The organism is Type-E symbiont of Plautia stali (genome assembly GCF_059731115.1).
Window position 1 is genome coordinate 1,019,995 of sequence record NZ_AP035906.1, and the last position, 14,134, is coordinate 1,034,128.

A 14,134-nucleotide genomic window follows, 5' to 3' on the forward strand; every position below is an offset into this window, starting at 1 on the left:
GCATAATGGCGCCGCAAATCCCAGTGACCTATTGTCACAAAAGCAGGAGTTATAATGGCTAAGCGCATTTTGGTTGTGGAAGACGAAGCTCCCATCCGTGAAATGTTATGTTTCGTGCTGGAACAGAATGATTACCAGCCTATTGAGGCAGAAGACTATGACAGCGCGATTGGTAAGCTAATCGAACCCTGGCCTGATTTAATTCTGCTGGATTGGATGTTGCCTGGCGGCAGCGGTATTCAGTTTATTAAACATTTGAAACGTGAAGCCATGACGCGCGACATCCCGGTGATGATGCTGACGGCGCGCGGTGAAGAAGAAGATCGCGTGCGCGGTCTGGAAGTGGGCGCGGATGACTACATCACCAAGCCTTTCTCACCGAAAGAGCTGATGGCACGTATTAAAGCGGTGATGCGCCGTATTTCACCGATGGCGGTGGAAGAGGTGATTGAGATGCAGGGCCTGAGCCTCGATCCGTCCTCACATCGCGTGATGTCGGAAAGTACCCCGCTGGAAATGGGACCGACCGAATATAAATTGCTGCACTTCTTTATGACACACCCGGAGCGTGTTTACAGCCGCGAACAGCTGCTGAACCATGTATGGGGCACCAACGTCTACGTGGAAGATCGTACCGTTGATGTGCATATCCGTCGTTTACGTAAAGCACTGGAAGTATCTGGCCACGATCGCATGGTTCAAACCGTACGCGGAACAGGGTATCGTTTCTCTGCCCGCTACTAAACGGAGTCTTTTACCGTGCTGGAACGACTCTCCTGGAAGAGATTATTGACTGAGCTGGCGCTGGTCTGTTTGCCCGCGCTGGTGCTTGGTCTGTTGTTCGGTTATCTGCCCTGGCTACTGCTGATCGCGGTGTCGGGTGTGATGTTTTGGCACTTTAGAAATCTGATGCGTCTGTCGCACTGGCTGTGGGTCGATCGTTCCATGACGCCGCCCGCCGGTCGCGGTAGCTGGGAGCCCTTGTTCTACGGCTTGTACCAGATGCAACTGCGTAACCGCCGTCGACGTCGCGAGCTGGGTAACCTGATTAAGCGCTTTCGTAGCGGCGCGGAATCTCTGCCCGATGCAGTGATCCTGACCACCGAAGAGGGCACCATTTTCTGGTGCAACGGGCTGGCACAACAGCATCTCGGGCTGCGCTGGCCGGAAGATAATGGCCAGAACATCCTCAACTTGCTGCGCTATCCTGAGTTTTCACGCTATATTCGCCAACGCGATTTTGACAAGCCGCTGACGCTGGTGCTGAACAATCAACATCATATGGAATTTCGTGTGATGCCCTATAGCGAAGGACAATGGTTGATGGTGGCGCGCGATGTCACCCAGATGCATCAGCTGGAAGGGGCGCGGCGTAACTTCTTTGCTAACGTCAGTCATGAACTGCGTACCCCGCTAACGGTGTTGCAGGGCTATCTGGAAATGATGGACGATGCGGCGATGAACGAGCGCACGCGCGGCAAGGCGTTGCACACCATGCAGGAGCAAACGCGCCGCATGGATAGCCTGGTGAAACAGCTGCTGACCTTGTCGCGTATCGAGGCCGCCCCGGCTATCGATCTCAAAGAGACGGTGGATGTGCCAGGCATGCTGCAACTGCTGCAGCGCGAGGCGGAAACGCTCAGCCAGGGCCGACACAGCATCCATTTCCACACCGATCCGCACCTCAAAGTCTTCGGTAATGATGAACAGCTGCGCAGCGCCATTTCCAATCTGGTGTACAACGCGGTGAATCACACGCCGGAAGGGACGCGCCTCGATATTAGCTGGCTGCGTAACAAAGAGGGCGCGGAGTTCAAAGTGTGCGATAACGGACCGGGGATCAGCGAGGAGCATTTGCCGCGCCTCACCGAGCGTTTCTATCGGGTGGATAAAGCCCGATCGCGCGCCACCGGGGGCAGTGGCTTAGGGTTGGCGATCGTTAAGCATGCATTGAGCCACCATAATGCACGGCTGGAAATCACCAGTATTCCGCATCAGGAAACCTGTTTTAGTTTCGTGCTGCCGCCACGTTTGATTGTGGCGAAGAGCGTGCACAGTAAGGTCAGTTAAGCACGATGAAGTGGCGCAATTGATTGCGTGATGAATCGCGGCGCGACAGAATGTGCAGTTCAATGTTCCTGACCTGATTTGCGGAAGACCTGATGAGATCGCTGTTGCTGTTCACGTTGCTGCTGTGCTCTACGCAGGCACAAAGCCAACAAACCATGCTCACCGGCAATTTGAGCAGCGTCGGTTCCGACACCCTCGGCTATCTGATGACCTTATGGGGCGAGGATTTCAGCCGCCAGTCACCGGGCGTTAACGTTCAGGTACAGGCGGCTGGATCCTCAACCGCACCCACCGCGCTGGCGGCAGGCGCTGCCCAGCTCGGGGCGATGAGCCGCCCGATGCAAATTGATGAACGCCAACTGTTTACCACGCGCTACGGCTATCCCCCGCTGGCGGTGCCGGTGGCGATGGATGCGCTGGTGGTGGTGGTCAATCAGGACAACCCGCTAACGCGTATCGATCAACCGCAACTCGATGCCCTTTTCTCTGTCACTCGTCTGTGTGGTGCGCACTTGGTGCCGCAGCACTGGGGCGATCTTGGCCTCAACCAGGGAGATTGGGCGCGACGCAGTATTCAGCGTTTTGGCCGTAATTCGGCATCAGGTACCTGGGGCTTCTTCAAACAGCAGGCGCTGTGTAAAGGGGATTTCCGCTCGGACGTCGCGGAGTTTCCCGGCTCGGCGGCGGTGGTGCAGGCCGTCGCGGCAACACCCAACAGCATTGGTTATGCCAGTTTTGGTTTTCACTTAAGCGGCGTGAAGATGGTGCCCATCGTCACTGCCAGCGGCGATAGCGTGATGCCGGACGCCGAAACCATTCGCAGCGGCCGCTATCCGTGGTCGCGTCCGCTCTATATTTACGTCAATAAAGCGCCGGGCAAACCGCTGCCGCCGCTGGTGAATGCGTTCCTGCATCAGGTGTTATCACCTGAAGGGCAGCGCCGGGTAACTGAAGCCGGGTATTTGCCACTTTCCGAAAGCCAGATGGCTCAGGCACGTGCCGCCATTGAGTAAAATGGAAGAACGAGCACCCGATCATGAATTTTATTCACGTCACCTGAATTTTCTTCCATTGCCCAATTTGTTTCAGCATGTCACTCTTTCTGGACATTTAGCCATCCAGATGGCTATAAATAACCGGGTGAAATTATACCCTGACGCAATTATGCGTTTAGCCAGGAGTGAACATGCCACAACAACAACCGTTCCGTGCCGATACCGTCGGCAGTTTTCTGCGCCCTGCGGCGATCAAGCAAGCGCGCGTGCAGTTTGCCAATGGCGAGATCACGGCTGAGCAGCTGCGTCAGGTAGAAGATAAAGAAATCCGCCACGTGGTCGAGCAGCAGCGCGCTAACGGCCTGCAAGTGGTCACCGACGGCGAGTTCCGTCGCGCCTGGTGGCACTTTGACTTCTTTGGCGATCTGCAAGGCGTTGAGCTATTTGAAGCGGAGCAGGGCATCCAGTTCAACGGCGTGCAAACCAAAGCGCACGGCGTGAAAGTCACCGGCAAGGTGGCCTTTAATCCACATCACCCGATGCTGGATCACTTCCGCTTCCTGAAAAGCATTGCGGGCGACGCCGTGGCGAAAATGACCATCCCAAGCCCAAGCGTGCTGCACTTCCGTGGTGGCCGTAAAGTGATCGATGCCACCGTCTATCCCGATCTGAAAGAGTACTTTGCTGACCTGGCGCAGACATACAAAGATGCGATCGCGGCTTTCTACGCGGCGGGCTGCCGTTTTCTGCAGCTGGATGACACTGTTTGGGCTTACCTGTGCTCTTCGGATCAGCAGCAGCAGATCCGTGAGCGCGGTGAAGATCCGCAGGAACTGGCGCGTATTTACGCTGAGGTGCTGAACAAAGCGCTGGAAGATAAACCGGCTGACCTGACCATTGGTCTGCATGTGTGCCGCGGCAACTTCCGCTCAACCTGGATTTCCGAAGGTGGCTATGAGCCGGTGGCCGAGATTCTGTTTGGTCAGGTGAATATTGATGCTTACTTCCTCGAATATGACAACGAGCGTTCCGGTGGTTTTGAGCCGCTGCGCTTTATCAAACCCGGCCATCAGCAAGTGGTATTGGGTCTGATCACGACTAAGAACGGTGAACTGGAAGATCCGGAGCAGGTGAAAGCGCGCCTGCAGGAAGCTTCTCAGTTTGTGAGCCTGAACCAGATTTGCCTCAGCCCACAGTGTGGCTTTGCTTCAACGGAAGAGGGCAACAGCCTGACGGAAGCGCAACAGTGGCAGAAGATTCGTCTGGTGGTCGATATCGCCAATCAGGTGTGGTGATGCTGTAAACTTGTGCAAACAGGCGCGTAAATCGCGCCTTTTGTGCATTTTAAAGCCCGGTTTTGCGAGGAGATCTCCCGTGATGCGGAAACTTTAAGCAAATCATCTGAGGTGTTTTCACGCTATTCCCCGCTGATACACTGCTTTGCGTCACTTTCTTGTTATATCCTTCTGGTTTTCCGATCTCGTATTGCCTTTCTTCGCTATAAACGTTTTAATTTGCGCCGTTGTCGATTTATCCCTCTGCGAACAGAAGAAAAGTAGATTAAATCACCTGCGCTTTAACGATTAGGCCCGCATAACGCTCTGAACTCATCAGATAAGCCTTTGTTTTTGTGCATGCAGAGGACAACACGCACTCAACTTCCACCGCAACATCAGCTACAGGCAGTACAGAAGTTTATGACACATCGTTTAACCTCCAGGGATATCCTGGCGCTGGGCTTCATGACGTTTGCCCTGTTCGTAGGCGCAGGAAACATTATCTTTCCACCGATGGTGGGGATTCAGTCTGGCGAACACGTCTGGGTTGCCGCTTTCGGCTTTCTGATTACGGCCGTTGGCTTGCCGGTGATGACCGTTATCGCCCTGGCGCGCGTGGGCGGCGGCATTGATGCCCTCAGCTCGCCAATTGGTAAAGCCGCAGGTCTGCTGCTGGCAACGGTTTGCTATCTGGCAGTGGGCCCACTGTTCGCCACGCCGCGTACGGCGACCGTGTCGTTTGAAGTGGGGATTGCTCCGCTGACCGGTGATGGCGCGCTGCCGCTGTTTATCTACAGCCTGATTTACTTTGCGCTGGTGATTGGCATTTCCCTGTATCCTGGCAAATTGCTGGACACCGTCGGCCACTTTCTCGCTCCGCTGAAAATCGTGGCGCTGACCGTTCTGGGTGTGGCAGCACTGCTGTGGCCTGCGGGGGGTATCGCGCCTGCCACGGCTGATTACCAGCGTGCGGCCTTCTCCAGTGGCTTCGTTAACGGCTATCTGACGATGGATACGCTGGGGGCGCTGGTGTTCGGTATTGTTATCGTCAATGCGGCGCGTTCTCGCGGTGTTGAAGATGCTAAACTGCTGACCCGTTACACCATGCTGGCGGGCGTGATTGCCGGTGTTGGCTTGACGCTGGTGTACCTGAGCCTGTTCAAACTCGGTTCTGGCAGTGCTGGCCTGGTTGATCAGAATGCCAATGGTGCAGCGATTCTGCATGCGTATGTGCAGCAGACCTTTGGCGGCATGGGCAGCTTCTTCCTGGCAGCACTGATCTTCGTGGCTTGCATGGTCACGGCGGTTGGCCTGACCTGCGCCTGTGCAGAATTCTTTGCGCAATACCTGCCGTTGTCGTATAAGGCGCTGGTCTTTATTCTGGGTCTGTTCTCGATGGTGGTGTCGAATCTCGGCCTGAGCCACCTGATTCAGATCTCGATTCCGGTGCTGACGGCGATTTATCCACCGTGCATCGTGCTGGTGGTGCTGAGCTTCACCCTGAAATGGTGGAATAAAAGCTCGCGTATCATCGCGCCAACCATGCTGGTGAGCCTGCTGTTTGGCATCGTTGATGCCATCAAAACTACCAACTTTAAAGATGTGCTGCCGCTGTTTAGCCAGCATCTGCCGCTGGCCGATCAGGGACTTTCCTGGTTGCCGCCATCGCTGGTGATGCTGGTGATTGCCGCGGTGGTCGATCGGGCAAAAGGACGCGAACAGGTCGCTGCCCACTCGTAATCGACATTGCTGTTAATTTCAACCACGGGCTTGCCCGTGGTTTTTTCATTTACAAGGTATTGGTGTTATGCAAGAAACCAACAAGCTCAAACGCGGACTGAGCACGCGCCACATCCGTTTTATGGCGCTGGGATCGGCAATCGGTACCGGGCTGTTTTACGGCTCGGCGGATGCGATCAAAATGGCAGGGCCCAGCGTGCTGCTGGCGTACATCATCGGCGGTGCGGTGGCGTACATCATCATGCGTGCTTTGGGTGAGATGTCAGTGAATAACCCGCAGGCCAGCTCGTTTTCGCGCTACGCGCAGGACTATCTGGGGCCGTTAGCAGGTTACATCACCGGCTGGACCTACTGTTTTGAAATCCTGATTGTGGCGATTGCCGACGTGACGGCTTTTGGTATCTACATGGGCGTGTGGTTCCCGGAAGTACCGCACTGGATTTGGGTGCTGTCGGTGGTGCTGATTATCGGTGCCATTAACCTGATGAGCGTGAAGGTGTTTGGTGAAGTCGAGTTCTGGTTCTCCTTCTTCAAAGTCGCCACCATTATCATCATGATCATCGCCGGTTTTGGCATGATTTTCTGGGGCATCGGCAACGGCGGTCAGCCTACGGGTATCCATAACCTGTGGACCAACGGCGGCTTCTTCGCTCACGGCATTGTCGGCATGCTGCTGTCACTGCAGATGGTGATGTTTGCCTATGGCGGCATTGAAATTATCGGTATCACCGCCGGTGAAGCGGAAGAGCCTGAGAAGTCGATTCCGCGCGCCATCAACTCGGTTCCGCTGCGCATTCTGGTGTTCTATGTCGGCACGCTGTTTGTCATCATGTCGATCTATCCGTGGAACCAGGTCGGCACCTCCGGCAGTCCCTTTGTGCTGACTTTCCAGCATCTGGGCATTGCGGCGGCGGCATCGATTCTTAACTTTGTGGTATTGACGGCGTCACTGTCGGCGATCAACAGCGACGTGTTTGGCGTCGGACGTATGCTGCACGGCATGGCGCAGCAGGGCCATGCCCCGAAGATGTTCCAGAAGGTCTCGGATCGCGGAATTCCGTGGGTCACGGTAGTGGTGATGATGGTGGCGATGCTGATCGCCGTGTATCTCAACTACCTGATGCCGGAGAAAGTGTTCCTGGTGATCGCCTCGCTGGCGACCTTTGCCACGGTGTGGGTGTGGATCATGATTCTGCTGTCGCAAATTGCGTTTCGCCGCAAGATTGGCAAAGAGCAGGCGGGTAAATTGCAATTTGCGCTGCCTGGCGGCAGCAAAACCGCCTGGGTTGGCGTGGCCTTCCTGGTGTTTATCATTGCCCTGATCGGTTATTTCCCCGATACGCGCGTGTCGTTGTATGTTGGCTTCGCGTGGATTGTGCTGCTGTTGCTGGCCTGGCCGCTGGCGAAGAAACGTAAAGCCTGATTATCCCGATGCGCATAACGGGCGGAGTGCTTGCCCGTTAAGCGTGGTCAGAGGGTTATCCTTCAGGGCGGGAGAGATTCCCGCCCTGAGCTTTTGAGCAGGGTAAACGTGCTCAACGTTTCAGATCGTAGCGCAACTACCAATTGCTCCCCAACGCAATCTCGCCACCCGCCGGACTCAGGTGATTGTCGTCATAATAGAGCGGCAATCCTCCGCTGGTGATCAAACAGCCCTGTTCATTACACAGATTCTCTCGCAGTGATAGCACGCGTACGCCTTGTTGCTTATAGCGCTGCAATAATTTCTCCACGGCCTCTTCCGGGAACTGGAACAATCGGGTGCGCTCAGAGAGCAGCGGCGGAGCTTCCCACTTGCTCAGCCAGGCGCTCAGTTCGCGACGAATCGGAATGTTACGGTTATTGCTGTAGCGCAGCGGGTCAACGTCCACTGAAGGCGCATCCTCTATTACCGTGACCTTTTTGCCCGCCTGAGTCAGCTGAGCCACCACGCGATCCATACCCGCTTGCAGCGCCTGAAGATTACTCTTTTCAGGATGATCGGTTTCGCGGAAACCGGCACCTGGCAACAGGCTCATACCCGATGCCCAATAGGCGCTGATTACCACTTCGTCCACCTTGTCGCTCAGCACCATCTTCAGCACTTCCTGATTAAAGGTGATGCATTGTTGCGCATGATGTGGCATTTGGCTCACCACGCGTGTGGCACCAATCAGGAACGGACAGGAGGCTTTAGTGAGTTGATACAGCGGTTTATGCTGACGTTGTGCATAGCCCGACACCGAAGCACGCAGTGCGGCAGCGTGACTGTCGCCAATTAAGGCGATACCGGGGCGATCGGTGTTTGGATGACACTCCTCATGCCTGGAGGGCAGGTTTGCCCCGTAATCAAGCAAGCACGGATTACGCTGCGCCGAAATTTTCCAGCTGTCCGCATTCACGACGAGTTCACTAACCCGCGATTTCATGCCCCCGGTTTGCCACAACAGCAGCATCGCACCCGCCGCAATCAGGGATGAGGCACAGTAGCCGGGGATCACCCAACGCGTGCCCATGCGCGTCTGGCGGAAGGGCTGCTCGACAAAGCGCCACGAAAACCAGGCCAGACCCAGCGCTGCGCCGCAGATCATCAAACCTTGCCAGACGGTAAGGGGGTGATCGCTACAGATGCGCGCCAGACTTAGCAGCGGCCAGTGCCACAGGTACCAGGAATAAGAGATCTTGCCGATAAAGCGCATCAGCGGATTTTCTAACAGTAACTGGTTAAGCTCGCTGCGCGCACCGATCATCAGGCAACCCACCAGCACGGGAATGATCGCCAACCAGCCCGGAAATTGGCTATGGCTACTGAGCAACAGGCTGGCGGAGATAATCATCATCCAGCCCAGCAGATTGAGCAGGCTGGCCGCTCGGCCGGTGAGGGGTTGTGGTTTCCACAGCGCCAGCAGCACACCGGCACCGAGTTCCCAGGCGCGGGTTGGCAACAGATAAAAGGCATGGGTGGTGGCAAACGGTGTGATCCCGATACAGGCCACCAAAGAGATCACACTCAGTATCAGTACCACAGAGCGCATCGAACGTTTGAGTCGTACGGCCAAAAGCAGAATGAATGGCAGCACAATATAGAACTGTTCTTCTATTCCCAATGACCAGGTCATGAGCAGGGGATTTAAATCGGAATCGGTACTGAAATAGTCACCGCTCTTGAGTAGCAGCATATTGGGTACGGCGATAAATACCGCCAGGCTGTATTTGGCCAGCTGGCTGAACTCTAGCGGTGAGAGCAGGATGAAGCCCAGTAGCAGCAATATCGTCATCATGAAAAATAACGCGGGAGCGATACGTTTAATGCGGCGTAAATAGAATTGATAAAATGAGAAGCGACCCTCGGATATTTCCTTGCTGATAATACCGCCGATCAGAAAGCCGGAAATAACAAAGAAGAGGTCGACACCAATAAAGCCGCCCTGCAGCGAGGTGACGCCGGAGTGAAAGAGCACCACCAGAATGATGGCGACGGCGCGCAGGCCGTCAATATCCGCCCGATAACGGTGAGAGGCATTCGCAGTCATAATTTAACCCAGAAGTTAGAATAAGAATGGTTATGCGTTCCAGAAAAAATAAATCGGCGCATCCTGTCGCCGAAAAAAGTTACAAAGGAGAAAAATGGGTATTACAAGGGATGATTGACGCTGACAGAATACGCGCTTTTAGCCGCTAAATATCAGGGCGGAAGAAAATTAGAATAATCGCAGATTAAGGTGGTATTTGTATTTACACCGCTGAAGCATAAATAGCGAAAAGATAAGCCCGGATTATCCTTCAGGCTTATCTTTCATGATGTGGTGAATCGGCTACAGGCTGATATGCGCGGGTAACAGTGCTTTGAGCTGAGGGTAGATAACGCTATTGGCGAGCAGCACAGGATTGCCCTGCTGCAGACCGTTGTGACCAAGGTAATCATTGGTTATGCCGCCGGCCTCACGCATCAATACAATACCGGGTAAACCGTCCCAAGGATTCATATGCGCTTCGTAATAACCAATTAAACGACCAGCTGCGGCCCAGGCACTCATTAATGCGCCAGAGCCATTACGGATGAACATCCCGCCCTGTGACAGCAAGCCACCAATAAAGGCTGTCAACGGTTCCACCGGTTGGCTGTTGGAACTACTAATGCCGAGCACGCCCTGATTGAGATGCTGAGCGCGGTGCGCCTGAATGCGCTTTTCATTGACCCAGGCACCTTTACCGCGACAGGCATGGAAGGTCTCATGATGGTTGGGATCGCAGACCACGCCAATTACCGGCTCATTTTCACAGACAATCGCCAGTGACACGCACCAGTTATGTAATCCATTCAGGAAGTTACTGGTGCCATCAATCGGGTCAATGACCCAGACAAAGCGCGCACCGGTAGTTTCACCACCACTCTCTTCACCCAATACAGCGTCATCGGGAAAGCGTTCGTAAATCAGGTGCTTGACCAATTCTTCCACGTTGCGATCGGCTTCGCTGACCACATCCTGTAAATCCTTTTTATGCTCAATCACCAGTTGATGACGCTGCTGATACCAGGATAAAGCACGGCTGGCTGCAGTTTTAGCGACATCACAGGCAAAGTGATAACGCGCGTCAAGTTCGGTTAGCGTAGCTGATGACATCTTTCCCTCTTATCATTTTCTGGCAAACGAAGTGACAAAAAACGCCGAAACAGGCGACCTGGCGGTGTGACCTACTTAACAAAAGTAAAGAAAGGTTTCATTAAGCCGCAGATGACTGCGGCTGGCAAGAGGCGGAAATGCAGGGATTGTGAAAAAAAGCGGTTTAGAGTTGCTGGTGGCGCGCAGCGTCCATCAGGCGCGGATAGAACTGGAAGAACAGCGGTTCAAGTTGTTGATAATGATCGACGAAATCCTGATAGGAGTCGCGCAGTGCTGCCAGACGCGGGCGGCGGTGTGCCATACCATTAAGCACGCGAGCCAAACGCGCGGGTTCGGCATAGTGCTCAAACCAGCGTTCACGCCACATCACCGAATTGAGTTCGATGAATCCTTCTGGCGTGCCGGGCAGTTGCGGCATGATTTCACGCTCGGCTGCCGCCGTGAACGCGACCAGCGATTGGGAAGGGTGCAGCTGGTCCCAGTGCAGCGCGAGGAAGTGATCCCAGATGACATCCAACGTGATGGGCGCAACGCGACGAGTTTCAGCGCGAAAGAATTGCCGCGCTTCACGCACTTCCGGCAGGTTATCCGTCAAAACATCCAGTCGGCGATGCATAGCGATGCCCGCCACAACCGGTTCCGGCCATTGCGATTGCACATTGCCGCGCACGAAGTCGGCCATCAGATTGCCCAGCAGGGAGCTGTCTGCCAGCTGTGCGAGGTGAAGGTGAGCGAGAAAGTTCATGGCGCATTATAGGCAGAATCACAGATATGCAGCCAGTTGTTCAGAATTTGCCGCTTTTCCGCTAAACTATGCCGCCTGTTTTTTGAGTCCTGAAAGAAGTGATGCATGCGTGTAGCCGATTTTGCTTTTGAGTTGCCAGAATCTTTGATCGCCCACTATCCGCAGGCGCAGCGCAGCGGTTGCCGCTTGCTGGCGCTGGATGGCCCAAGTGGGGCGTTAAGCCATGAAGTGTTTACCGACGTACTGGATAAACTCAATCCGGGCGACCTGCTGGTGTTTAACAATACCCGCGTTATTCCGGCGCGTGTCTTCGGCCGAAAAGCCAGTGGCGGCAAAATCGAGATGCTGGTAGAGCGCATGCTGGATGACAAACGCGTGCTGGCGCACGTGCGTGCCTCAAAAGCGCCGAAGCCGGGTGCAGAGCTGCTGCTGGGCGATGACGAAAGCGTCAAAGCCACCATGGTCGCGCGCCACGATACGCTGTTTGAAATCGAATTTGCGGATGACCGCGCAGTGCTGGATATCCTTAACAGCGTCGGCCATATGCCGTTGCCGCCGTATATTGATCGTCCGGACGAAGAAGCGGATCGCGAACTTTATCAAACCGTTTACAGTGCGCGTCCGGGTGCGGTAGCCGCGCCGACCGCCGGTTTGCACTTTGACGAACCGCTGCTGGACGCGCTGCGCGCGAAAGGCATCGAAATGGCATTTGTCACGCTGCACGTTGGCGCAGGTACCTTCCAGCCGGTGCGCGTCGAGAACATCAATGACCACATCATGCACTCTGAGTATGCCGAAGTGCCGCAGGATGTGGTGGATGCGGTGCTGGCGTGTAAAGCGCGTGGCAACAAAGTGGTCGCGGTGGGCACCACCTCCGTGCGTTCTCTGGAGAGCGCGGCGCAGGCGGCTCAGGATGCGCTGATTGCACCCTTCTTCGACGACACGCAGATCTTCATCTATCCCGGCTATCACTATCAGGTGATTGATGCGCTGATCACCAACTTCCATCTGCCGGAATCGACGCTGATTATGCTGGTGTCAGCATTTGCCGGTTACAAAAATACCATGGCGGCTTATCAAAGCGCAGTGGCAGAGCAGTACCGTTTCTTTAGCTACGGGGATGCCATGTACATCACCCGTAATCCACAGGCTCCTGACGAAGTGGTTGGAGCTTAATAATCAGACTGTTTCTCTGATTATCTAATGAGGTCAATGTGAAATTTGAATTAGATACCACCGACGGGCGCGCGCGCCGTGGCCGTTTGGTGTTCGATCGTGGTGTGGTGGAAACCCCGGCATTCATGCCTGTGGGCACCTACGGCACCGTAAAGGGCATGACGCCGGAAGAAGTGAAAGACACCGGTGCGCAGATCCTGCTCGGTAATACCTTCCACCTGTGGCTGCGCCCGGGCCAGGAGATCATGAAACTGCACGGTGACCTGCACGATTTCATGAACTGGCAGGGACCGATCCTCACTGACTCCGGCGGCTTCCAGGTGTTCAGCCTCGGTGACATTCGTAAGATCACCGAAGCGGGTGTGCATTTCCGTAACCCGATCAACGGCGATCCGATTTTCCTCGATCCGGAAAAATCGATGGAAATTCAGTACGACCTCGGTTCAGACGTGGTAATGATTTTCGACGAGTGTACGCCGTATCCAGCAGACTGGGATTACGCCAAACGTTCGATGGAGATGTCACTGCGCTGGGCGCAGCGTAGCCGCGATCGCTTTGATTCACTCGGTAATAAAAATGCGCTGTTCGGCATTATTCAGGGCGGTGTTTACGAAGATTTACGAGATGTCTCGGTTAAAGGTCTGGTAGATATCGGCTTTGATGGGTACGCTGTGGGCGGCCTGGCGGTGGGTGAACCTAAAGAGGACATGCACCGTATCCTGGAACACGTCTGTCCGCAAATTCCGCAAGATAAACCGCGTTATTTGATGGGCGTCGGCAAGCCAGAAGATCTGGTGGAAGGCGTTCGCCGCGGTATCGATATGTTTGACTGCGTCATGCCAACGCGTAATGCGCGTAATGGTCACCTGTTTGTGACCGATGGCGTGGTGAAAATCCGTAACGCCCGGTATAAAGATGACACGACAACGCTGGATGCGGAGTGTGATTGTTACACCTGTCGCAATTACAGTCGCGCCTACTTGTATCATCTTGATCGTTGTAACGAAATACTGGGCGCACGTCTGAATACGATTCACAATCTGCGCTATTACCAGCGTCTGATGGCGGGTTTACGTAAGGCCATCGAAGAGGGTAAATTAGAGCACTTTGTTAGCGAGTTCTACCAACGGACGGGTAAAGCGGTTCCACCGTTAAACGTCTGATAATTCTATCAATGAGGGAAATTTAATGAGCTTTTTCATTTCTGACGCCGTTGCCGCAGCAGGCGCTCCGTCTCAGGGAAGTCCTTATTCTCTGGTGATCATGCTGGTGGTGTTTGGTCTGATCTTCTATTTCATGATTCTGCGCCCGCAGCAGAAACGTTCTAAAGATCACAAGAAGCTGATGGATTCCATCTCTAAAGGTGATGAAGTATTGACCAGCGGTGGCCTGGTAGGTCGTGTGACCAAAGTGGCTGACAACGGCTACGTTTCTATCGCCCTGAACGACACCACTGAAGTAGTTGTAAAACGTGATTTCGTGGCCGCCGTTCTGCCGAAAGGTACTATGAAGGCGCTGTAATTTTTT

At 54.5% G+C, this 14,134-nt stretch carries 12 protein-coding genes; 9 read left to right on the forward strand and 3 right to left on the reverse strand.

Annotated elements, in window-relative coordinates:
* Window positions 1-54: 54 nt before the first annotated feature.
* The 6 genes from phoB (at window position 55) to proY (ending at window position 7,505) form a co-directional block, all read left to right on the forward strand.
* On the forward strand, window positions 55-744 hold the full coding sequence (phoB, locus tag AC6I8L_RS04570) for a phosphate response regulator transcription factor PhoB (protein ID WP_034830536.1): 690 nt from the start codon (window positions 55-57) through the stop codon (window positions 742-744).
* Window positions 745-759: 15 nt separating this feature from the next.
* On the forward strand, window positions 760-2,070 hold the full coding sequence (phoR, locus tag AC6I8L_RS04575; RefSeq protein ID WP_058961455.1) for a phosphate regulon sensor histidine kinase PhoR: 1,311 nt from the start codon (window positions 760-762) through the stop codon (window positions 2,068-2,070).
* Window positions 2,071-2,162: 92 nt separating this feature from the next.
* Complete coding sequence (locus tag AC6I8L_RS04580) at window positions 2,163-3,083, forward strand: PstS family phosphate ABC transporter substrate-binding protein (RefSeq protein ID WP_058961454.1); 921 nt, start codon at window positions 2,163-2,165, stop codon at window positions 3,081-3,083.
* A 173-nt stretch (window positions 3,084-3,256) separates the two neighbouring features.
* A complete protein-coding gene (locus tag AC6I8L_RS04585) occupies window positions 3,257-4,360 on the forward strand; it encodes a cobalamin-independent methionine synthase II family protein (RefSeq protein ID WP_058961453.1) in 1,104 nt (367 codons plus the stop codon).
* A gap of 402 nt (window positions 4,361-4,762) precedes the next feature.
* Window positions 4,763-6,082 (forward strand): branched-chain amino acid transporter carrier protein BrnQ, encoded by a 1,320-nt coding sequence (gene brnQ, locus AC6I8L_RS04590; protein ID WP_058961452.1) that lies wholly within the window; start codon window positions 4,763-4,765, stop codon window positions 6,080-6,082.
* 67 nt (window positions 6,083-6,149) lie between these two features.
* Window positions 6,150-7,505 (forward strand): proline-specific permease ProY, encoded by a 1,356-nt coding sequence (gene proY, locus AC6I8L_RS04595; protein WP_058961451.1) that lies wholly within the window; start codon window positions 6,150-6,152, stop codon window positions 7,503-7,505.
* Window positions 7,506-7,641: 136 nt separating this feature from the next.
* Here proY and AC6I8L_RS04600 read toward each other — a convergent pair whose 3' ends face one another.
* From AC6I8L_RS04600 to AC6I8L_RS04610, 3 genes are all read right to left on the reverse strand, one after another.
* Window positions 7,642-9,594, reverse strand: a complete 1,953-nt coding sequence (locus tag AC6I8L_RS04600) for an acyltransferase family protein (protein ID WP_058961450.1) — start codon at window positions 9,592-9,594, stop codon at window positions 7,642-7,644.
* 282 nt (window positions 9,595-9,876) lie between these two features.
* The gene (locus AC6I8L_RS04605; protein WP_058961449.1) at window positions 9,877-10,686 is read right to left on the reverse strand and encodes an inositol monophosphatase family protein; all 810 of its coding nucleotides are present in this window, start codon (window positions 10,684-10,686) and stop codon (window positions 9,877-9,879) included.
* Window positions 10,687-10,849: 163 nt separating this feature from the next.
* On the reverse strand, window positions 10,850-11,431 hold the full coding sequence (locus AC6I8L_RS04610) for an ACP phosphodiesterase (RefSeq protein WP_058961448.1): 582 nt from the start codon (window positions 11,429-11,431) through the stop codon (window positions 10,850-10,852).
* Window positions 11,432-11,536: 105 nt separating this feature from the next.
* Between AC6I8L_RS04610 and queA the strand changes: the two genes are divergently transcribed.
* From queA to yajC, 3 genes are read left to right on the forward strand one after another with little or no spacing between them, the layout of a single operon-like run.
* Window positions 11,537-12,607: a tRNA preQ1(34) S-adenosylmethionine ribosyltransferase-isomerase QueA gene (gene queA / locus AC6I8L_RS04615; protein WP_058961447.1), complete on the forward strand. Its 1,071-nt coding sequence runs from the start codon at window positions 11,537-11,539 to the stop codon at window positions 12,605-12,607.
* Between the two features lie 38 nt (window positions 12,608-12,645).
* Complete coding sequence (tgt, locus tag AC6I8L_RS04620) at window positions 12,646-13,770, forward strand: tRNA guanosine(34) transglycosylase Tgt (protein ID WP_034831015.1); 1,125 nt, start codon at window positions 12,646-12,648, stop codon at window positions 13,768-13,770.
* Window positions 13,771-13,795: 25 nt separating this feature from the next.
* A complete protein-coding gene (yajC, locus tag AC6I8L_RS04625) occupies window positions 13,796-14,128 on the forward strand; it encodes a preprotein translocase subunit YajC (RefSeq protein ID WP_034831018.1) in 333 nt (110 codons plus the stop codon).
* Window positions 14,129-14,134 lie beyond the last annotated feature (6 nt).